17 protein-coding genes are annotated in these 19,730 nt (G+C 65.5%); 6 read left to right on the top strand and 11 right to left on the bottom strand.

From position 1 onward, the window contains the following. Nucleotides 1-175 precede the first annotated feature (175 nt). Together QX048_RS26550 and QX048_RS26545 are read right to left on the bottom strand one after the other, a co-directional pair. A complete protein-coding gene (locus tag QX048_RS26550; protein ID WP_315826812.1) occupies nt 176-514 on the bottom strand; it encodes a hypothetical protein in 339 nt (112 codons plus the stop codon). A 392-nt stretch (nt 515-906) separates the two neighbouring features. Continuing rightward, nucleotides 907-2,883, bottom strand: coding sequence for a hypothetical protein (locus tag QX048_RS26545; protein ID WP_315826813.1), 1,977 nt, complete (start codon nt 2,881-2,883; stop codon nt 907-909). A gap of 240 nt (nt 2,884-3,123) precedes the next feature. On the opposite strand from QX048_RS26545, the gene QX048_RS26540 reads away from it, so the two are divergent. Together QX048_RS26540 and QX048_RS26535 are read left to right on the top strand one after the other, a co-directional pair. Beyond that, a complete protein-coding gene (locus tag QX048_RS26540; protein WP_315749983.1) occupies nt 3,124-5,436 on the top strand; it encodes an NADP-dependent malic enzyme in 2,313 nt (770 codons plus the stop codon). A 148-nt stretch (nt 5,437-5,584) separates the two neighbouring features. Continuing rightward, the gene (locus QX048_RS26535; protein ID WP_315712340.1) at nt 5,585-6,040 is read left to right on the top strand and encodes a DoxX family protein; all 456 of its coding nucleotides are present in this window, start codon (nt 5,585-5,587) and stop codon (nt 6,038-6,040) included. Nucleotides 6,041-6,048: 8 nt separating this feature from the next. Here the strand turns inward: QX048_RS26535 and QX048_RS26530 are convergent, their stop codons facing one another. The 4 genes from QX048_RS26530 to QX048_RS26515 all read right to left on the bottom strand — a co-directional run bounded on the left by QX048_RS26530 (nt 6,049) and on the right by QX048_RS26515 (nt 10,224). Next, nucleotides 6,049-6,609 carry a dihydrofolate reductase gene (locus QX048_RS26530; protein ID WP_315826814.1) on the bottom strand — a complete coding sequence of 187 codons (561 nt, stop codon included), beginning with the start codon at nt 6,607-6,609 and terminating at the stop codon, nt 6,049-6,051. Between the two features lie 19 nt (nt 6,610-6,628). Further along, the gene (locus QX048_RS26525) at nt 6,629-7,591 is read right to left on the bottom strand and encodes a polysaccharide deacetylase family protein (RefSeq protein WP_315712338.1); all 963 of its coding nucleotides are present in this window, start codon (nt 7,589-7,591) and stop codon (nt 6,629-6,631) included. Nucleotides 7,592-7,750: 159 nt separating this feature from the next. After that, on the bottom strand, nt 7,751-8,326 hold the full coding sequence (locus tag QX048_RS26520; protein WP_315712337.1) for a glutathione peroxidase: 576 nt from the start codon (nt 8,324-8,326) through the stop codon (nt 7,751-7,753). A gap of 155 nt (nt 8,327-8,481) precedes the next feature. Further along, nucleotides 8,482-10,224, bottom strand: a complete 1,743-nt coding sequence (locus QX048_RS26515) for a L,D-transpeptidase (protein ID WP_315826815.1) — start codon at nt 10,222-10,224, stop codon at nt 8,482-8,484. 226 nt (nt 10,225-10,450) lie between these two features. On the opposite strand from QX048_RS26515, the gene QX048_RS26510 reads away from it, so the two are divergent. Both QX048_RS26510 and QX048_RS26505 read left to right on the top strand, forming a co-directional pair. Further along, nucleotides 10,451-11,002: a CreA family protein gene (locus tag QX048_RS26510; RefSeq protein WP_315826939.1), complete on the top strand. Its 552-nt coding sequence runs from the start codon at nt 10,451-10,453 to the stop codon at nt 11,000-11,002. A 576-nt stretch (nt 11,003-11,578) separates the two neighbouring features. After that, on the top strand, nt 11,579-11,941 hold the full coding sequence (locus QX048_RS26505) for a hypothetical protein (protein WP_315712645.1): 363 nt from the start codon (nt 11,579-11,581) through the stop codon (nt 11,939-11,941). Nucleotides 11,942-11,993: 52 nt separating this feature from the next. On the opposite strand, the gene QX048_RS26500 is transcribed toward QX048_RS26505, so the two are convergent. Both QX048_RS26500 and QX048_RS26495 read right to left on the bottom strand, forming a co-directional pair. Further along, the gene (locus tag QX048_RS26500; RefSeq protein WP_315749989.1) at nt 11,994-12,767 is read right to left on the bottom strand and encodes a hypothetical protein; all 774 of its coding nucleotides are present in this window, start codon (nt 12,765-12,767) and stop codon (nt 11,994-11,996) included. A gap of 39 nt (nt 12,768-12,806) precedes the next feature. Beyond that, complete coding sequence (locus QX048_RS26495; RefSeq protein WP_315712333.1) at nt 12,807-14,528, bottom strand: type I secretion system permease/ATPase; 1,722 nt, start codon at nt 14,526-14,528, stop codon at nt 12,807-12,809. Nucleotides 14,529-14,629: 101 nt separating this feature from the next. On the opposite strand from QX048_RS26495, the gene QX048_RS26490 reads away from it, so the two are divergent. Then, entirely contained in the window at nt 14,630-16,390 is a 1,761-nt protein-coding gene (locus QX048_RS26490; RefSeq protein WP_315826816.1) for a 2Fe-2S iron-sulfur cluster-binding protein, read from the top strand. 10 nt (nt 16,391-16,400) lie between these two features. On the opposite strand, the gene QX048_RS26485 is transcribed toward QX048_RS26490, so the two are convergent. From QX048_RS26485 to QX048_RS26475, 3 genes are all read right to left on the bottom strand, one after another. After that, on the bottom strand, nt 16,401-17,747 hold the full coding sequence (locus QX048_RS26485) for an HlyD family type I secretion periplasmic adaptor subunit (RefSeq protein WP_315712331.1): 1,347 nt from the start codon (nt 17,745-17,747) through the stop codon (nt 16,401-16,403). Between the two features lie 112 nt (nt 17,748-17,859). Further along, the gene (locus QX048_RS26480) at nt 17,860-18,129 is read right to left on the bottom strand and encodes a DUF6719 family protein (RefSeq protein ID WP_315712330.1); all 270 of its coding nucleotides are present in this window, start codon (nt 18,127-18,129) and stop codon (nt 17,860-17,862) included. Then, nucleotides 18,129-18,281, bottom strand: a complete 153-nt coding sequence (locus tag QX048_RS26475) for a hypothetical protein (RefSeq protein WP_315712328.1) — start codon at nt 18,279-18,281, stop codon at nt 18,129-18,131. Before QX048_RS26475 ends, QX048_RS26480 begins: the two co-directional genes overlap by 1 nt. Nucleotides 18,282-18,427: 146 nt before the next feature. Here QX048_RS26475 and QX048_RS26470 point away from each other — a divergent pair, with 146 nt between their 5' ends. Next, the gene (locus tag QX048_RS26470) at nt 18,428-19,708 is read left to right on the top strand and encodes an ArgE/DapE family deacylase (protein ID WP_315712327.1); all 1,281 of its coding nucleotides are present in this window, start codon (nt 18,428-18,430) and stop codon (nt 19,706-19,708) included. The last annotated feature ends 22 nt before the right edge of the window (nt 19,709-19,730 follow it).

Genomic DNA, 19,730 nt, shown 5'->3' with positions numbered 1-19,730 from the left:
CCCATAAGCCCTACATCTTGCGATACGCGTCGACATCTCTCACGGTTCTCACATGATCGCAGTAGCTACGTTGCACTCTGCCCGACAGGCAATCCCGGCAACTCCGCCATGCGCTAATTGCCCGTCGTGTTAGTTTGCCGCAGCTTTCCCCCTTGCATCGTCGGGCAAATCACCTTCACATTTCCGGCCATCCCGCCTCGATGAAGAGGGACGGTTCGCGGTCGTCACGAGGCGTGAGGCGGGGAGGCGGTGGCTGCACCGTGTTCGCAACGTGCTGATAGTGCGCGTCGACGAACGGCACGGTGCAGACGGTCAAGTCGCGTGGTCCTGACACCCCGATGCTGGTGTCAAGTTCGCGGAAGATGCCTTGCGGCATTGCGCGGATGACGGGGGCAAACAAGCCGGTCCCCGAGGAGAGCGCGAAGCAGCCGAAAAGCCCACCGCGCGGGGAATGCCGGATGATCGGCTGAACCTGTGGTACCTGCCGCCTGCATTTTTTTCGCAGGCGGGCCATGGGTTGCGGCCAGCACCCGGCATTCCCTGCGCCCTCTTCGGATGAGAGGGCCGAACGACCGGACGAACTCGGGCGATCGCGCCGCGGGCTTGAGGACGCGCGTCTTGGGGTGAACGGGACTTGCCGTGTTCATGGATGGCGTAGCGCGAGTCCCATTGCGCAGCATCGGCGGTTACGAGCACGCTCCCTCCGCGAGTCATTCCGGGGCGCGCACAGCGCGAGCCCGGAATCCATAACCACGACCGTGCGAGAAGGATCGAGATGCCTGCTCCGTCGACTCCTTCGCGAATCATTGTCGGGAGTATGGATTCCGGGCTCGCGCTGTGCGCGCCCCGGAATGACGGAGGAGAGGAGTGCGGACTCCTCTCTCTCTCCCTAGATCAGGAAAGACATCACGGCGCGGTCTGCGCCTCGATCTTGAATTGCGCCAGCGCGCTCGGCGGGTCGATCGCGATGAGCTGGGCGAGCTGCAGGGCCGGGACCTTGGCGCGCGGCGAGAGCTTCAGCGTAAGGGTCTGGCGTGGCTTCTCGATGAAGCGGCTGATTGCATCGACCGCACCGGCGACATCGATGTTGTCGGCCGCGACCTGGGCGCCGATCGCCTTGATGCTGTCGACCAGCGCCTTGCGCGCGGCATCCCGCGCGATCGCATGACCGCGCGCGTAGTTGGCGACGAGCAGGTCGACCGCGCCGAGATCGCGCAGGGTCAATTCCAGCCCGGAAGCCTCGATCTGTGCGGCTGCGGTTGTCGCCTGCTGCAGATCGATGGTGAAGACGTCGCGCGGCACCTGCGACAGCGAGACGCTGGCGGAGGCCGCGATGAGGTTGCTGACCTCGAGCTTGAAGGGCTGGAGCGCGAACGCGCCCGAGCTCTCGGTCCAGCCGAGGCCGAGATCGGCGTCGAATGCGGCGGTGTCGATGCCGGCGATGAGGAGCGGCAGCAGCGCCGGATTGGACGCATCCAGCGGACCGGCCATCTTGGCCACCAGGTGCGCCTGGGTCGGGATGGGACCGACGAACTGGCCCCAGTCGAGGCTGAAATTGTCGATCTGCACCGGCTTGGTGCTCGCCTTGTAGGAGGTCGTCAGCCCCTTCAGCTCGATGCCGCCGATCAGCTTGAACAGCGCCATGGCTTCGGCCGCACCGGGCTTGGCGCCGGGCACGGCGAATTTGGCGGTCTGGCGCAGCATACCGCCCATGTCGAAGCGCTTGACCGCGAAGCGGCCGAGCTTGACGGGGCCGTTCGGGGTCCGTCCGTCGAAGCCCTCGAACGCGACGTCGCCCTTGCCGTCGTCGAGGTCGAACCGCGTCAGCGCGACCTTGACCGGGCCGTCGGGCGTCTCGACCGCCAGGCCTTTGACCTCGACGTTCTTGAACAGGACGCCATCATAGATGCTGGCGACCTTGTCGATGAGGTCGGGCGTCATGGCGCTCGTTCGCGGCGAGGTCGGCGTCAGGGCGGCGACCAGCGCCGGAAGCTGGATGCGCGACGGCCGCACGCCGAACTCGTCCATCGTCAGGCTGTCGATGTGGATGCGCATGCCGAGATCGGACGTGATCTCGTAGAGACCTGCCCCGGCGACGCCGCTCAGGCGCACGACACGATCGTCGTGGGCGGACTCGGGCGCGAGCAGGGCGACGATGGCGTTGACGTCGATGTCCTTGGTCACGATGTCGAGCATGCGGCCCCGCACCGTCTCGACCTTGCCGTTCGGCGGTTGCGCCGCCGTGCTGAAAGTGACCTCCTGGATCTTGTAGTTACCGATGCGGCCGCCCTTGATGTCGTCCACCACCAGCCCGGAATAGCCGAACTCGGTCGGCCCGACCGAAGCGCCGCCTTCCATCGTGCCGGTGACCCGCGGCACCGTGGCCGAGGTGGCGTTGATGGTGGCGAGCTGTTGGGCGAGGGTGCGGGAGGTCTCGAGTGCACCCGCACCGGCCGGGATCGCGGCGAGCCGCGCGGGGCCGGCGTAATCCTTCACCACCAGTTGCGGCAGCTTGTAGTTCAGGCGGAGCGGCGAGGGGCCGGGGATCTGGCCGGCCATGGCGATGTCGCTGATCTCGATGCTGGCGGCCGTGACATGCTCGGAATCATGCTGGCTCAGCCCGGTCGCGGTGATGGTGCCGAACGTGACGCTGGCCGGCGGCTGCGTGGCCGACTCGAGCTTGACATCGGCGATTGTCAACTTGCGGCTCCACAGGTCGAACGCGATCTTGCCATGGGTTGCCGTGGCGCCGCTCTGTCGGATCTGGGCAAAGCTTGCCTCGACCTCGCGCTCGGCGCGGCCCTGGGCGTACCAGGGCACGCCGACGAAGCCGGCGACGGCCAGCGCGACCGCCGTGACAATTCCAATCAGGATACGGGTCATTTGATGTGCTCCGCCCAAGGCTTAGGCAGCAAGTGGTGATGGTCTCAATGAAATCGATGGAGTAGGGATGTGCTTCTGCGAACTGGAGAATCGCTGGCCCGGGATGCCGGCGAGCATGGTTTCGGATGTTGCATGAAAGCCGCCCAACGTGCATCACATGCGCTTCCACCGGCCGGAAAAACCGACGTCTGACCGAGACTCAAGAGACCAAAAATCCGGGTCGGAAACGCTGGAGCACGTATGTCGTCGTCCTATTCTGAAGATCTTCGTTCCGCAGCCCTGGCCTATCACCGCCTGCCGCGGCCCGGCAAGCTGGAGATCCAGGCCACCAAGCCGCTCGCCAACCAGCGCGACCTGGCGCTGGCCTATTCTCCCGGCGTTGCCGCTGCGTGCACCGAGATCGCCGGCAACCCGGCCGAGGCCGCCTCACTGACCGCGCGGGCCAACCTGGTGGCCGTCGTCTCCAACGGGACCGCCGTGCTCGGGCTCGGCAATATTGGCCCGCTGGCCTCCAAGCCGGTGATGGAGGGCAAGGCGGTCCTGTTCAAGAAATTCGCCGGGATCGACGTGTTCGACATCGAGATTGCGGCCGACACGATCGACCGGGTGGTCGAGACGGTCGCGGCGCTGGAGCCGACCTTCGGCGGCATCAACCTCGAGGACATCAAGGGACCGGAATGCTTCGAGATCGAGGCGCGGCTCAAGGAGCGCATGAAGATCCCGGTCTTCCATGACGACCAGCACGGCACCGCGATCATCGTCGGCGCTGCGATCAAGAATGCGCTGTCCCTGGCGGGCAAGCAGCTCTCCGAGGTCAAGATCGTGACCTCCGGCGCGGGCGCCGCTGCCATCGCCTGCCTCAACCTGCTGGTGTCGATGGGCGCGCAGCGCAAGAACATCTGGGTCTGCGACATCGACGGTGTCGTCCATGAGGGCCGCAACACGCTGATGGATCCCTGGAAGGCGGTCTATGCGCAGAAGACCGACAAGCGGACCCTGGCCGAGGTGATCGGCGGCGCGGACATCTTCCTCGGGCTGTCCGCCGGCGGCGTGCTGAAGCCGGAGCTGCTCAAGCAGATGGCCGAGAAGCCGCTGATCATGGCGCTCGCCAATCCCAACCCCGAGATCATGCCGGAGGAGGCGCGCGCGGCACGGCCGGACGCGATGATCTGCACGGGGCGTTCGGACTTCCCGAACCAAGTCAACAACGTGCTCTGCTTCCCGTTCATCTTCCGCGGCGCGCTCGACGTCGGCGCCACCGCGATCAACGAGGCGATGAAGCAGGCCGCGGTCGATGCGATCGCGCAGCTCGCCCAGGACCCGCCGTCGGACGCGGTGTCCCGCGGCTTCGATACCGGCGAGACCCAGGGCTTTGGTCCGGGCTCGTTGATCCCCTCGCCATTCGATCCGCGCCTGATCCTGCGCATTGCGCCGGCGGTGGCGAGGGCGGCGATGGAGTCCGGCGTCGCCACGCGGCCGATCACCAATTTCGACGAGTACACTGCGCTGCTGGAGCGTTTCGCGTTCCGCTCCGGCCTGGTGATGAAGCCGGTGTTCGCCAAGGCAAAGACGCAGCCGGTCCGCGTGATCTATGCCGAGGGCGAGGACGAGCGCGTGTTGCGCGCCACCCAGGTAGTACTGGAGGAGAAGCTGGCGAGGCCGATCCTGGTCGGCCGTCCTTCCGTGGTCGAGGCCCGCATCAAGCGCTTCGGCCTGTCGATCAAGGCCGGGCGTGATTTCGACCTGATCAACCCCGAGGACGATCCGCGCTACCGCTCCTATGTGCAGAGCTATATCGAGGTCGCGGGACGGCGCGGCGTGACGCCGGATGCGGCGCGCACGGTGGTGCGTACGAATGCCACCGTGATTGCGGCGCTCGCTGTCGTCAGGGGCGAGGCGGATGCGATGATCTGCGGCGTCGAGGGACGCTATATGAGCCATCTGCGCCACGTCCGTGAGATCATCGGCTTCATGCCGGGGGTCAGCGACTACGCGGCGCTGGCGCTCACCATCACCAGCAAGGGCGCCTATTTCATCGGCGACACCCAGGTGCGGCCGGATCCCACGGCCGAGGAACTCGCAGAGATGGCCTCGCTGGCGGCCAACCACGTCACGCGTTTCAACATCAAGCCGAAGATCGCCTTCGTCTCGCACTCGGATTTCGGCGGCTACGACACGGATTCGTCGCGCAAGATGCGGCAGGCGACGGCATTGCTGAAGCAGCATCGTCCCGACCTCGAGGCCGACGGCGAGATGCAGGGCGACACCGCGCTGTCGGCGACCGCGCGCAAGGCGATTTTGCCGCATTCGGATCTCGAAGGCTCGGCCAACGTCCTGATCATGCCGAATCTCGACGCCGCCAACGTCGCCTATCAGATGATCAAGGTGCTGGCGGATGCGGTCCCGGTGGGGCCGATCCTGATCGGTCCGGCGCGGCCGGCGCATATCCTGACGCCGTCGGTGACGGCGCGCGGCATTCTCAACATGACAGCGGTGGCCGCGGTCGAAGCCCAGGAACGGGCGGGGAGGGCGCAGCCGACGCTGTTCGCGTGACGCTGCTGGCGTGATCGAAGTGTGGCGGAATTCGTCCGGTTTCGGTCGTATTCCGCCCGCCTTTATTGTTGAAAAGCGTTCGCGACGTCACATATCCGGCCCGGTGGGCCGGCGACACAACGTTTGAAGTTGATCCGTGAGGGCGAGAATGCCGGGTTTCATTACATTCGGGCGCGTTCTGTTCGCCGTGATCTTCATCTACACGGGCGCGACCAAGCTGTTCGGCATTCCCGCCACCGCCGATCTCATCGCCGCCAAGGTCACGATTCCCACGATGCTCGCGCCCTATGCGGCGCAGCTCGAGGCCGCTGCCAAGATGCCGATGCCGCAGATCCTGGCGATCGCGGCCGGCGCGTTCGAGGTGCTCGCCGGCGTGATGATCGCGCTCAACCTTCTCGGACGTTTCTTCGCGGCTCTGATGATCGTGTTCGTCGGCGCGACCATCTTCTACTTCCATGACTTCTGGAACCAGGCCCCGCCCGACAACGCCAAGACCCTGATCGACGCGCTGAAGAACCTGTCGATCATCGGCGCGCTGTTCATGATCTTCGGCTATGGCAAGGGTCCGAAAGCGCCCGAGCAGAGCGCGTATGGAGACATCTAGAGGGAGCTCTAAGCGGTGCGTTTCCAGGCGGTCACGCTGACGTCGTGGGCAGGATCGAGCATCAGCTGATTGGCGGGCGTGTAGCCGTGGGCCGTCAGCACCTGCTGCGGCGAACGGTCGGGACCGACGCCGGGAAAGCACGGTGCGCCGCCGGGCAGGGAGACGTGGGGGGCCATTGACAGGAAGAAGGTGTCGTAGCGGTCCATGAACATCTCGAACACGACGGGACCGCCGATCACCGCCACCGTGCCAGAGCTGACGCCCGCGGCTTCACAGGCGGCTTCGAAGGAGGTCCCCGCCGGATTCCAAAGGGTGGAGAGCGGCTTTTCCGGATCCGGCGCCAGTCCCGCCACCTTCCCGGTCACGACGATGCGCCGGCGCTTCGGCGAGTTCGGCTGGTCCTCATAGGAGTTGCGGCCGTGGACGATCAGATCGGCGCCATCGAGAGCCTGGGAAAAGAATGCGGCGTCGCCGGGAAATTTCAGGGCGGGCGGCATCGCATTGCTCGCGTCGGCCAACATCCCGTCGGCCGACACGATCACGTAACCTTCGATACGAAGCTTGGTCACTGACGAAAGGAATCCCGTCTCATTCGGACACTGTCGTCACAACGCTCGACACCGGCCTTTGGCTCACCGTCGGAAGCTTCGCGACCTTGGCGAGCTGCTCGTCATATTGCGGCAGCGACTGCACCGGCGCCTTGGCGCGCATCGCGACCACCTTGTAGCCGCCGGCCTTCAGGCGGCGCAGCATCTCGGGCAGGGCCTCGGCGGTATGCTTGTGGAAGTCGTGCATCAGGATGATGCCCTTGCCGAGCTTGTCGAGCTTCTTGAAGGTGACGTCGATCACCGCCTGGGCATTGCGCGCCTTGAAGTCGAACGAGTCGAGATCGCAGGAGAAGATGCCGATGTTGCGGGTGCCGAGATAGGTCACGATCTCCGGCGGATGCTGCAATGCCGGGAAGCGGAAGAACGGCGCCGGGGAATTGCCGCCGAGCGCCCACTTCACGGCGCTGATGCCGAGTTCGATCTCTTCCTTGCGCTGATCCTCGGTCAGCTTCTTGTTGGTCAGCGTCGCATGCGACCAGGTGTGCGTGCCAACTGTATGGCCGGCATTGTAGACCTGCTTCAGGATCTCCGGATAATAGGTCGCATGCTTGCCGATGATGAAGAAGATGCCGGTGGTGCACTGGTCGGCAAGCGCCTTGAGCACGCTGGGCGTGTTCTCCGGCCACGGACCGTCATCGAAGGTCAGCACGACCTCGTGATCCTTCAGGAAGTCGAGGTCCTTGAAGTGCTCGAAGCCGAATCCCGGACCTCCGGTCGTATCGATCTCGACGGTGCGGCCGACGCCGAGCGCATCGGGGTTCATGCAGGGCGCGCGCGGCGGCTGCGTCTGGGCGGCGACGGCGGGAACAGGGGCCGGTGCGGGAGCAGCAGCGGCCGGGGTCGGCGCCGCCGCCGTGCGCTGCGCCTGGGACCAGGCCGCGCCAGACGTCAACAGCGAAGCCGCCAAAGAGCTTGCGAACACCAATCCTGCTGCAATCCGCATCGTGTTTCCTCGGGGTTGTTGCAACGGGAGCGCCAGCGTCGAGAGTCGCTCCGTCATCCGGCCGGGATACTAGCCCAGCAGCCGGAGTGGCGCCAAAAGGAAACAAGGCAAAAACACGGGGAAGTTGCCAGCTTCCGCCGCATTCCTGCCGAGTGTTGCTCAGCCGTTCGCCAGCAACCGGGCAACTGCGGTCTTGACCCGCGTATCCGTCGGCTCAACCGAGGAGGCGAACACGTCGGCGATGTAGCCGTCACGACCGATCAGATATTTGTGAAAGTTCCAGCGCGGCGTCTCCTTGGGCCGCGCCTCGGCGGCCCAGCGGTAGAATGGGTGGGCGTTGGAACCGGTGACCACCGCTTTTGCTGTCATGGGGAAGGTCACGCCATAGTCTTTGTTGGCCTGCTCGGCGATGTCGCCGGCGATCCCAGGCTCCTGGTTGAAGTCGTTGGACGGCACGGCGATGATCGTCAGCCCGCGCTCATGGAACTCGCTCCACAGCTTCTGGAGCCCGGTGTATTGCGGGGTGTAGCCACACTGGGAGGCCGTGTTGACGACCAGCACCGGTTTGCCCGCGAAATCGGCGAGCCGAATCGGCTCACCGGCCAGCGCCGGGAAGGAGAAGCGATAGGCGGTCATCTTGCTCGCTGCATTGTCGGCACGAGCAGCCTGCGACGTGAGCGTCGCACCCGACAACGAGGCGCCAATGCCGAGAACAACCATCCTGCGATCGATCATGTGAATCTCCCTGAGCAGAGCCAGCCCCGTCAGCATGAATGTGCCCGCGCTCGACCGGCCGCTGCTTCAACGGCCGCCACGTTGCGCTGGATCAGACTGCGTTCCGGCACGGGGATACCCCTGCCGTGGGGCGGAAAGAGGGACGTCGTCGGTCGTCAGCGCAGCGAAAGGATGAACTCCGTACCCTCGCCGGTTTCGCCCTGATTGATGCCCTGATCGGACACGATCAGCGAACTTCCGGTCGACAGGGCTTCGCCGAGCCACGCCATGACGTCGGCGGGAATGGTGATGCGATCGAGCGCCTCGGCCGCGCTGCTCAGCTGAACGACCTGTTTCGGCTCGGCATCGGCGCCCGCGGACTTCTTACCCCGCCGGACCGCCCTGGCAGTGCCATCGTTCGCCGCGGTGCTCCGCGCCGAGGAGGGCAGCGAGACGACGGACCAGCGCATCGTCGCCGGATCGGCCTTGTCAGCCGTCGCGGTGAACACGTGGGTGCCGAGCGGCTTGTCGCCCGGTGCGATGGTGACCGGGGTGTTGAACACCGGAGCGAAGTTCTGCCGCACGTACAGCTTCGAATCCTTGCGGCTGATGAAGATCGCGATCTGGCTGTTGCGCTTCAATTCGGGCTTGGGCGCAATCGGCTTGTCCGGTGCGGCAACACGCGACTGATCCTTGGCGAGATCGTTGGGATCGACCGGCTTCGCCGGTGCCTCTGCCGCCGGTGTGGGCGGCGACGCAGGCGGCTCCGCGATCGGAGCGTCGGCAGGCTTGGACTCTACCGACTTGGGATCAGCCGACCTGAGTTCGGTCGAGCCGGTGGCTTCGGCATTCACCGATGCCTCAGCCGGCTTCTCGACAGCCGGAGTGGCCACCTGCACAGCATTCGTGGGCTCGCTCGCCGGAGCGACGTCGCCGGGGGCAGACTTGGCCTCTGCGTCGGCGGTCGCGGGCTCAATCTTGATCTCGGCGACACTGGGCTTCAGATCGACAGTATCGCTTTGAACCTCCATCGGGAGCGAGCGCGATGGCTCGGCGCTTGGGGAAGCGTCCGAGACCATCGGAGGGAGTCCGTTGGCGTTGCTGGCATCGGCGGTCCGCACCTGGCGCGACGCGGCGGGCGATCCTTCGCCGGAGCGCGGGCTCTCGGCATGACCGATCGTGGCGCGCAGATCCGTCGTCGCGACTGTGATCGCGGTGGTGACGGCGGCGCCCTTGTCCGACTTGATCGCTGCCGGCGCAGTCGCGTCGGGTTGCACCGATGCGCTCGGCTGCGGTGCCTTCAGGGCAGCGAGCATCGGATGCGAGAAACTCGCAGGAGCCACTTCGCTCGGCGTGACCAGGACCCGGGATCCCATGCGCGTCCAGCCATAGAAGCGGGTTGCAAAGCTTGCCGGCATGCGGATGCAGCCATGCGAGGCTGGGTAGCCGGGCAGCACGCCCGCATGGAGCGCGACGCCCGACCAGGTGATGCGCTGCATGAACGGCATCGGGGCGCCGCTATAGATGTTGGAGCGATGGAATTTCTGCTTCTGAATGACGCTGAACACGCCCAACGGCGTGGAATGTCCCTTCATGCCGGTCGAGACCGGTGCTTCCGCGAACAGACCGTTTGCGTCGTAGACCTTGAGCTGCTGCTTGTTGATCGACACCGCGATCGTGACCGGTCCTTGCGGCTTGGCAGCCTCCTTCTCGGTCTTTGTCAGCTTGTCGAGGTGGCGCGCCTTGGGCTTGCGCGGCATGGCCGGGCGTATGGTCGGAGCAATGGTGACGGGCTGAGCGTCGTTCCAGTAGTAATATGACGCTGCGTCAGCCTGTGAGGTCGCTGCTATGGCAAGCGGAACTGAAACGATTGCTGCACAATAGAACCGCCCCCTGGCGGCTGCACGAACGCAGAGCATTCCGGCAAATCCTCAAGAACCATCTGGTCTTTAGTGTCGCAGACGGAGTCTGCGTTCACCAGCTTGGGGCTTCTGCCCTGCGTGATTTCGTTCCAATCGTAGCAGAAAAGCCTCACATCCCGTTAAACGGGTAGTGGAAGGTCACGGGCTGGAGCGCCTTCCTTGCAGGCATTTGTGTCCCTACATGGGCGGTATGCCGAGCATCGGCGGTATAACGGAGACCGACATGTCCTTCAGAGCCACCAAACGGTTTGATCTGTGGCTGAAAACCCTCGCTTGCCTGCTGCTTATCGGATTGTCCTCGCCTGTGATCTCAGCATACGCCGCGGACGAGCCGGATCTGATCTTCCGTCGGTCGACCGTGTTCAAATTGCTCAGCCCGAATGACAAGCTCGCGACCTATGGCGTTGATGATCCAGAGGTCGAGGGCGTTGCCTGCCACTTCACGGTGCCGCAGAAGGGCGGCTATGTCGGTTGGCTGGGCCTGGCCGAGGAGGTCTCCGACATCTCGCTCGCATGCCGGCAGATCGGCCCGATCAGGTTCAAGCGCAAGCTCGAACAGGCCGACGACATGTTCCGGCAGCGGCGGTCGCTGTTCTTCAAGAAGATGCAGATCGTTCGTGGCTGCGATGCCAAGCGCAACGTGCTGGTCTACATGGTTTACTCGGACAGGCTGATCGAGGGCTCACCGAAGAACTCGACCTCCTCCGTCCCGATCATGCCTTGGGGCAAATCCGATGACGGCGCAGTCCAGAAGTGCGGTGATTTCATTCAATAAGGGACCTGCCAAGGGACGATCGGCTGCCGAAAGCCTCGCTGGGCAATTTGTGCTTGGCAGGATCGTGGCAGCCGATCAGCCGGACCAGGCTCTGTGGCGTCGAGCCGGCATAGCCCTCGGTTCGCTGCTGCGCCATCGGCGTAGCCGGCGAGCCGCGGCGAGATACCTTCGGTTTGGGTGTGTGCAAGCGCCTGCCCATGGTGACCCTGCGGAGCAACGTCGGCCCCCAAACGCGCCGCGCTGCTGGGTCGCCGTAGCGATCTGGGAGGTTCTCCCTGCCGGCCACGGTTAACGCCAGGTCGTTAAGAAGCTCTCCATCGACAGATTGACGGTCGCCCCGGATCGCGCTGGCTCGGCCAAAGCAGGTGGCGCTTTAGATCACTCTCGTTTTGATTGTATTTTGTGTCGTCGGGTGGGTTGCGATGAAACGGAGCGGCGGGCCCATGAAACCATTTTGTGCCCGTGCCGCAGGCCGCTTGAAACGTGAAGCGGGTATGAAAGCGCGGGCGGCATGCGAATCGTGTCGTCGCGGCCTGCGTGGATGACATGACGAAAAACAAACACCAGCGGTCCACCATGCGTTTTCGACTGGATGCTGCGGCGCTTGCCGTGCTGCCGTGCCTCTTCTGGTCCTTCGTCGAGGCGCGGACGACGACCCGATTGCCAGATCTGCGCGGCGAGTTCGTACGGCAATGTGCGCCTCATATGCTCGACCGGTGGACGCGTCCTGAAGCTGTCTGCTCCTGCCTGCATGACCATGCGGCCGCGATGGTGGAGGATGCCGACTTGCGTGAGGCGCTGCTGCGCGGGATCAGTGAGACCGGCGTGCCGACCATCGAGATCGATTGGGTGCCCGCACCGAAGCGAGCGGAGATCGGGCCCACGTTCACCAAGATCGCGAAGCCCGCGCTGCAGTGCATGTTCGATCCGGCCAACTGATCGGCTGTCTGAACCGATGTCGATCAGCATCCATCGTCCGCGGTGCTCGTCGTCAATCCAGGCCATATTGCGACATCAATGACTGCACGTCCGGCCGGCGCATGATGCGCGAGATCCGGGTACTGATGGCATCCTCGTCGCTGTGTCTCGACGATCTCGCAGTAGGCTTGGGCGCAGGGCGGGCCGCTGCCGCGCTTGCACGGGTTGGCTGATGTCCCGCAGGAGCGGGCTTTTCGGCGGACGACGAGGCGGCCGGTTGCGTCCCCGTGGTCTGGGTGGCCGCCGCGGCCGGCAGGCCGGACTGGGGCGGCGCGGCAACGGGAGCGGTCGCGGGGACGAGGGCCGGTGAAGCTGCGGCCGTGACGGGCGGCGTCGCGGCCGGTGCCATCGGGCGTGTTTCGGTGGTGGCGGCCACGGGCGGTGTCGCGAGCATTGGATTCGACGTCTTGGCAGCTTCAGCAACGGGGGCGGCGGCCGTGAGCGAGTTGGTACGCGTCTGCGACGAAGCTGCCTCAGGCGCCGGGACGGGCGCAGCCAGTGCGGTGAGCGCCGGGGCTGGCGGCGAGATCGGCGCCGGCGGTTCGATCACCGGAAGCGGGGCGGCGATGGCTGCATTGCCTGCGGAGGCGGCCTCGCTGGTGATCTTTTCGCTGCGGTCCAGCTCGGGCTTCCTGATATCGCTGGGGACATTGAGGGCTTGAGTTTGCGCGTGGGCCAGCATCTGCCGCGCGGTCATCGGCGTCTCCGCCGAAGCCGAGATCGGCAATAGGACGGCGGTCGCGAAGGCCAGCTGCAGGGTCCTCGTAGAAGATGTGAACTTGATCATGGCCGGCTCCTTGCGGTGTGAGATCTGCACTGGGTTCGTTCAGGCCGCCGCGCTGGCCGTCGCCCGGTCGTGGGCGACGACGACACGCTGGCCGCGCATCTTGGCGATCACCTCGTCGCGCGGGCCGAATGCCAGCGTCTTGCCGAAGGCCATCACCATGATGCGGTCAACATGCGCCAGAAGCTGCGGGCGGTGCGTGACGACGATCACGGTTCGGCCGGCGGCCTTCGCCTGGGCCATGGCCTGCGCCAGCGCCCGCTCGCCGTCCTCGTCGAGGTTCGAGTTCGGCTCGTCGAGGATCAGGAGCCGCGGATTGCCGTAGAGCGCGCGGGCGAGGCCGACGCGCTGTCGCATGCCGCCGGACAATGCCACGCCGCCTTCACCAATCGGCGTGTCGTAGCCGTTGGGCAGGCGCAGGATCACCTCATGCGCGCCGGCGGCCTTGGCGGCAGCGACAACGGCGGCCTCGTCGACCTTCGCAAGCCGGGCGATGTTGTCGGCGACGGTGCCCGAGAACAGTTCGATGTCCTGCGGTAGGTAGCCGATATGCTTGCCGAGCCGGTTTGGGTCCCATTGGCTGTAGGCGGCGCCGTCGATGCGGATCACGCCTTCGCGCAGCGGCCAGACGCCGGCCATGGCGCGCGCCATGCTCGACTTGCCGCTGGCGGAGGCGCCGACGATCGCGAGACTCTCGCCGGCCCTGAGCGAAAAGCTGACGCCCTTGACCGAGGGGCGGCCGGCCGCCGGCGGCCACACCACCGCGTTCTCGACGTCGATGTCGCCGCGCGGCGTCGGCAGCGCCGTCGGTGCAGCCGTGACCGGCAAGGCCTGGAACAGCTCCTCCAGCCTGCGGTAGGCCGAGCGGAATGCGATGATGCGCTTCCACTGCCCGACGACCTGCTCGACCGGGGCCAGCGCGCGGCCCATGATGATCGACGTCGCCATCATCGCGCCGGGCGAGATCTGCTGCTCGATCGCGAGCCAGGCGCCGATGCACAGCAGCGAGGTCTGCACCGCCATGCGCGCGAACTTGGTGACGGAATGCATCGCCGCGCCCCGCTCGACGAGGGTGCTGTGGGCATCGACCATCGCCGACTGCCGGCAGCTCCAGCGGTCCATGACAATGTCGCCCATGCCGAGGCCGCGCACGACCTCGCCATTGCGCAGCGCCGCCGCGACGAAGCGCGAGGCCTCGTTGGCCAGCGCGTTGGTGCGCTCGACGCTGGCGCGCGTGTAGAATTCGGTGAGCAGCGCCAGCGAGAACAGCACGATCGCGCCGAGCAGCGAGAGGATGCCGAGATAGGCATGCTGCAGAAAGCACAGCGCGACGAACACCGGCGTCCACGGCAGATCGCAGGCGATGGCGGCGGTGCCGCTGGAGATGCAGTCGCGGATGGTCTCGGCGTCACGGATGATCTGCTGGCCGAAGCGATGCCGCGGCGACAGCTCCGCCTTCATCATCGTCTCGAACAGCGGGTGGCGCAGCGTGCCTTCGAACTGCACGCCGGCCCGGGCCAAAACGCCGGAACGGGCGAATTCGAGGACGCCATACAACACCAGGAAGACACCCACGATGAGCGTCAGCATGACCAGCGTGCCGAGATTGCGGCTGGTGAGGACGCGGTCGTAGACCTGCATGGAATAGAGCGGCGAGGCGAGCATGCTCGCATTGATGAAGAGGCTGAGCACGAAGGTCGCGGTGAGCGCGGGAAAGCAGGCGCGGAGCGCGGTTCCCAGCGGGCTTCGGGTGGTGCTCGTCATGTCGGATCCCCTTGCGATGGTGCTGGGAGCTTCGCCTGGGGCACCCGTCGTCGACCGTGACTGACCTCACATAGCTCGAGGCTGATCTGCCGGCGCTTGAGTTGGCCGGTGGCAGCCGCTACCGGATGGTTCAGCCGTGCTCAGATTTCGCAGCTTGCCTGAATCACAGTGAGCTCATGCCTGCCGTAACGTCCCAGAACATCCGGCTCATGTCCGGCCTCGTCCTGTTTGCGTTCGCCGCGACGCATTTTCTCAACCATGCGGTGGGTCTGTTCAGCCTCGAGGCGATGGACGAGGTGCAGGAATGGCGACTGGTCGTCACCCGATCGTGGCCGGGAATGATCGTGCTGTCGGCGGCATTGCTCGCGCATGTCGTGCTGGCGTTCGCCAAGACGGTTCAGCGCGGCACGTGGCGGCTGTCCTCGTGGGAGTTTGTTCAGATCGCCACCGGATTTGCGATCCCGCTGCTGTTGCTGCCGCATGTCATCGAGACCCACATGGCTCATGCGCTGTTCGGCGTTCAGGATGGCTACCTCTATGCGCTGGCGTTGCTGTGGCCCAAGGCGGCCTGGATTCAGACCGCGCTGCTGCTGCTGGTCTGGATCCACGGCTGCGTCGGCCTGCATCATTGGCTGAAATTCCGGAGCTGGTACCGCCTCGTCCAGCCGCTGCTGGTTGTTCTCGCCGTCGCGGTGCCGATGGCGGCGCTGATGGGGTTCGTGGTGTCCGGACGCGCCGTCGCCACGTTGCTCGGCAATCCCGGTATGGCCGAGCAGATGCGCCAGGTCACCCATTGGCCGAGCGAACTCGACGGAAAGTGGATCGCCCTGCTGCAGGTTTCGGCGCAGATCGCGGTCGTCGCGCTGCTCGTTGCAGGCGTGACGATCATCGTGTTCCGTCACGTCGCGTCCCTCGCGGCGCCGAAGATCGCCATTGCTTTCACGGGTGGTGCGACGGTGCGGGCCGCGGTCGGTCCGACGCTGCTGGAGATCATCGGCAGCAACGATCTTTCGCAGCGATCCGACTGCGGCGGCCGTGCCCGCTGCGGTCTTTGTCGCGTCCGCGTTGATGAAGGTGCGGAGACGCTGGCACCGCCCGGCCACGCGGAGCGCGTCATGCTCGCCGACTTGGCGGCACCGGCGAATGTGCGCCTGGCCTGCCAGATCCGTCCGGCGGCGCCGCTGACGATCACGCGTCTCCTCGGCGGCGATCAAGCGGAGAGGGCGCCCCTCGTCGACCACCTTACCGCCGAGCGCCGTGCGGTATGCCTGGTCCACGTCCGCGTCCGTCCGCTTGCGGCCATTGCGCGCGACCGGCTGCCATCCGACCTCGGGTTCATGATGAACGAGATCTTTGGCGCCATTGGCAGGGCGATCGAAGCCCATTCCGGGCGCATCGATCGTTTCCTCGGCAATGGCGTGCTCGCCGTCTTCGGCGAGGAGCAGGGAGCAGAACAAGGCTGCCGCGATGCGCTGCAGGCGATCGGCGCCATGGACGTGGTCATGGACCGCGTCAACGAAAAGATCGCCGCGGAGATCGGTCGGCCCGTCGAGCTGGCGATTGGTGCTCACCTTGGCGACATCGTTGTCGGGCAACTGACCCTTGGACGCACGTCGCAGGTGGCTGTGCTCGGGCTCGGGACGGAGTGGCCGGCGCTTCTAGCTGAATTGGCCGACACCAGAGGTTGGCAGCTCGCGATGTCCGGTGGCGTGGCGGCAGCAGGCGGCCTTGCTGATCTGGATGGAGCGATACGTGAGAGGCTTGCCGATCCGGAACAGGGCAGCGAGCTGGACGCCGTCGGCGTGCGGCGTGCCCGCGATCTTGCTGTCGTCGCGGGCGCGCCACCGGTGCCGTCGGCATAGGTGTCTCGGCTCATTTCTCACGGAACGTCTTGGCGAGCGTGTTGAGCAGCGGGCCGACCAGATATTCGAGCACGGTGCGCTCTCCCGTGGAGATGATGACGTCGGCCTGCATGCCCGGCAGGATCTTCTCGGCGATCTCGGGCGGGATGGTCGAATAGTCGATCACGACGCGCGCCGAATAGTAGCTCTGCTTGGTCGCCTCGTCCGACATCGCGTCCGCCGAGACGCTCGAGACCTTGCCGAAGATCGTCGGCGTCGTGCGCGAGGAGAAATTGGAGAAGCGCACCTCGGCCCTCTGGCCGATGGCGACGCTCTCGATGTCGCGCGGCGAGACGTGCGCCATCACGTCGACGCCTTCGCCGACCGGAACGATCTCGGCGAGCGTATCACCGGGCTTCACGACGGCGCCGACGGTGTGGACTTTCATGTTCATGACGATGCCGTCGCGCTCGGCGCGGATGTCGACCCGGCGCAGCACGTCCTCGGCGATGACCAGCTTCTCGCGCAGGTCCGACAGCTTGGCCCGGGTGCCGTCGAGTTGCTGGCCGACTTCGGTCAGATATTTCTGCAGCGTCTGATCGATCTGCAGGCGCGTCTGCGCGGCCGTCTGCGTCAGCCGCGCGACGTCGGCCTGCGCCTGGCCGAGATCGCCTTCGACGCGGGCGCGCTCGCGTTCCAGCTCGAGGAACTTGTTGCGCGGATAATAGCCTGCGGCGACCGCCGGGCGCACATTGTTCATCTGCGTCTCGAAGCTCGCGAGCTGCGCGGAGAGCGCGGCGCGCTGGCGGTCACGGCCGGCGAACTCCTGCTGCTGCTGGGCGATCTGCGAGTTGAGGATGTTGATCTGGCTGATCAGGCCATTGCGGCGCTCGACGAACAGCCGCTGCTGGTCGGCGATGGCAAGCGCCGCCTCCGGCACGTTCTGGCGGTTGAGCAACGTGTCGGGAAACGTGATCATCCGCGCATTTCCGCGCTCGGCGAGCAGGCGCGCCTCCTCGGCCAGCGACGCGTCCATCTGCTTGCGAAGGAGGTCGGTGTTGGCCTGGGCCTCGGTCGGCTGCAGCCGAAACAGCAGGTCGCCGCGATGCACGGCGTGAGTTTCCTTGGCCAGGATCTCCCTGATGATTCCGCCCTCACGGTGCTGAACCACCTTGTGATCGCCGGAGACGGACACGGTGCCCGGTGCGATCGCCGCGCGATCGAGCGGCGCATAGGCCGCCCACACGCCGAAGCCGCCGAACACCAGCGCGATCGACAGATAGCCGAGCAGGGCGTAACGGCTGAAATCGGCCTTGACCGGCTGCGGCCGGTCGGCCGCTTCGAAGAAGCCGTGATCCTGCACCGCTGACATCGACATGCTGCGTCCCCGCTTGTCCACGGGCAGGAGCATCGTCGATGCGCGGCTGTGGGACTGTGCGGAAGGTCACGCGCCGGAGGTCGGCGGCGAGAGCCGCATCGAACGAGGTCAGCTACTTCTTCTTCGGCCCGAAGCGCGGCACGCATTTCGTGGTGCGGACAATACCGGTTTCAGCCATCTTGGAGCCGGAGACCTCCTTCACCTGGCCGGCGGGGCAGGTGCCGTCATCGACCAGCACCCGCTGGCCGAGCCGGAGATCGGTGATGTCCTGCTCGCGCCCGACATATTGCGCCTGCGCGGGTGCGGCAACCAAAAGCAGGACACCGAGGACGCCGAGAGGGCGCGCTGCGACATTCGCGAACGAGGAGATTTGAGAACGCATCACTTTCCTTCGATCTTCAGTCCGTTTGGCCCGATATTGATCTGGACACCCTCCGGCTGCTTCTTGGCCTGATAGAAATTGTAGCCGAGCACGATGATCGCCGCGCTGAGAATGCCGAGGAGGAAATAAAGGATATTGCGGTGATCCGACATGTTAAATTCCAAAGTATGTTGCGGCCATTTTCGTATGCGCGAATGTACGGGCGGCCTTGCGATTCTGAAAGCAGCGGCGAATCCGGTGCAACTCTGCATGAGATTGTGATTTGCTGCAGTCATCGGCAATTGGAACCTCGACAGGCATGATCACCCAGGACATTACGCAGCGCATCGTCGACGCCGTCGATGCCGACTTCGACCGGCAGCTTGCGACCACGAGCGACTTCGTCGCCATCCCCTCGACCCGCGGCGCCGAAGGGCCGTGCCAGGACATGTTCAGCGATCTCCTGCGCGCGCGCGGCTACGAGGTCGACGACTGGCACATCGATCTCGACGATCTCAAGGAGATGCGCGGCTACGGCCCGATCGAGCACGACTTCTCGAGAGCACGCAGCGTGGTCGGAACCTACCGGCCGGCGACGTCGGCCGGGCGATCGCTGATCCTGCAGGGCCATTGCGACGTGGTGCCGGCCGGTCCGCTCGACATGTGGGAGACGCCGCCGTTCTCGCCGGTGATCCGCGACGGTCGGATGTATGGCCGCGGCGCCTGCGACATGAAGTCCGGTACCATCGGCGCGCTCTATGCGCTCGATGCCATCAAGGCTGCCGGCTTCAAGCCGACGGCGCGCATTCACATCCAATCCGTCATCGAGGAGGAGAGCACCGGCGTCGGCGCGCTGTCGACCCTGCAGCGCGGCTACCGCGCGGATGCCTGCTTCATCCCGGAGCCGACCAGCGGCAAGATGGTGCGTTCTCAGGTGGGCGTGATCTGGTTCCGCCTGAAGGTGCGCGGCTTCCCGGCGCATGTGTTCGAGGCCGGCGTCGGCGCCAATGCGATCCAGGCGAGCTATCATCTGATCCATGCGCTGGAGAAGCTCGAGGCGGACTGGAACGAGCGCGCCAAGAGCGATCGTCATTTCAGGACGCTCACGCATCCGATCAACTTCAATCCGGGCATCATCAAAGGCGGCGACTGGGCCTCGAGCGTGCCGGCCTGGTGCGACGTCGATTGCCGCATCGCCATCCTGCCGGGCTGGTCGGTCAAGGACTGCCAGAACGAGATCCTCGCCTGCGTCGCCGCGGCCTCACGTGATCATCGTTTTCTCTCCAACAATCCGCCGGTCGTCGAGTGGTCGGGCTTCCTGTCCGAAGGCTACGAGTTGACCAATTCGGCCGAGCCGGAGGCGGCGTTCGGCAAGGCCTTCACCGCCGTCTACGGCGGCGAGGTCCAGGATCTCGTCTTCACGGCGCTCACGGATACCCGCTTCTACGGGCTCAACTACAACATCCCCAGCCTCTGCTTCGGCGCGACCGGCGCCGCCATGCACGGCTTCAACGAATATGTCGAGCTCGACTCGCTGCGCCAGGTGACCAAGACCATGGCGCTGTTCATCGCGGAGTGGTGCGGGATCGAGAAGGTCTGAGCGGCGGCACGATCGGACCGAA

It is taken from the genome of Bradyrhizobium sp. SZCCHNS30572 (assembly GCF_032484415.1).
In the GTDB taxonomy this organism is placed as follows: Bacteria; Pseudomonadota; Alphaproteobacteria; order Rhizobiales; family Xanthobacteraceae; genus Bradyrhizobium.
The sequence above is the reverse complement of the archived record's forward strand: the minus strand, read 5'-3'. Positions and strand labels throughout refer to the sequence as shown.

What these genes read in the sequence shown, in the direction of transcription:
- QX048_RS26505 (WP_315712645.1), top strand. Translation starts at nt 11,579, where the DNA reads ATGCGTTTTCGACTGGATGCTGCGGCGCTTGCCGTGCTGCCGTGCCTC.
- QX048_RS26480 (WP_315712330.1), bottom strand. Translation starts at nt 18,129, where the DNA reads ATGCGTTCTCAAATCTCCTCGTTCGCGAATGTCGCAGCGCGCCCTCTC.
- QX048_RS26475 (WP_315712328.1), bottom strand. Translation starts at nt 18,281, where the DNA reads ATGTCGGATCACCGCAATATCCTTTATTTCCTCCTCGGCATTCTCAGC.
- QX048_RS26515 (WP_315826815.1), bottom strand. Translation starts at nt 10,224, where the DNA reads ATGCTCTGCGTTCGTGCAGCCGCCAGGGGGCGGTTCTATTGTGCAGCA.
- QX048_RS26545 (WP_315826813.1), bottom strand. Translation starts at nt 2,883, where the DNA reads ATGACCCGTATCCTGATTGGAATTGTCACGGCGGTCGCGCTGGCCGTC.
- QX048_RS26550 (WP_315826812.1), bottom strand. Translation starts at nt 514, where the DNA reads ATGGCCCGCCTGCGAAAAAAATGCAGGCGGCAGGTACCACAGGTTCAG.
- QX048_RS26470 (WP_315712327.1), top strand. Translation starts at nt 18,428, where the DNA reads ATGATCACCCAGGACATTACGCAGCGCATCGTCGACGCCGTCGATGCC.
- QX048_RS26520 (WP_315712337.1), bottom strand. Translation starts at nt 8,326, where the DNA reads ATGATCGATCGCAGGATGGTTGTTCTCGGCATTGGCGCCTCGTTGTCG.
- QX048_RS26485 (WP_315712331.1), bottom strand. Translation starts at nt 17,747, where the DNA reads ATGTCGATGTCAGCGGTGCAGGATCACGGCTTCTTCGAAGCGGCCGAC.
- QX048_RS26495 (WP_315712333.1), bottom strand. Translation starts at nt 14,528, where the DNA reads ATGACGAGCACCACCCGAAGCCCGCTGGGAACCGCGCTCCGCGCCTGC.
- QX048_RS26500 (WP_315749989.1), bottom strand. Translation starts at nt 12,767, where the DNA reads ATGATCAAGTTCACATCTTCTACGAGGACCCTGCAGCTGGCCTTCGCG.
- QX048_RS26535 (WP_315712340.1), top strand. Translation starts at nt 5,585, where the DNA reads ATGCCGGGTTTCATTACATTCGGGCGCGTTCTGTTCGCCGTGATCTTC.
- QX048_RS26510 (WP_315826939.1), top strand. Translation starts at nt 10,451, where the DNA reads ATGTCCTTCAGAGCCACCAAACGGTTTGATCTGTGGCTGAAAACCCTC.
- QX048_RS26540 (WP_315749983.1), top strand. Translation starts at nt 3,124, where the DNA reads ATGTCGTCGTCCTATTCTGAAGATCTTCGTTCCGCAGCCCTGGCCTAT.
- QX048_RS26525 (WP_315712338.1), bottom strand. Translation starts at nt 7,591, where the DNA reads ATGCGGATTGCAGCAGGATTGGTGTTCGCAAGCTCTTTGGCGGCTTCG.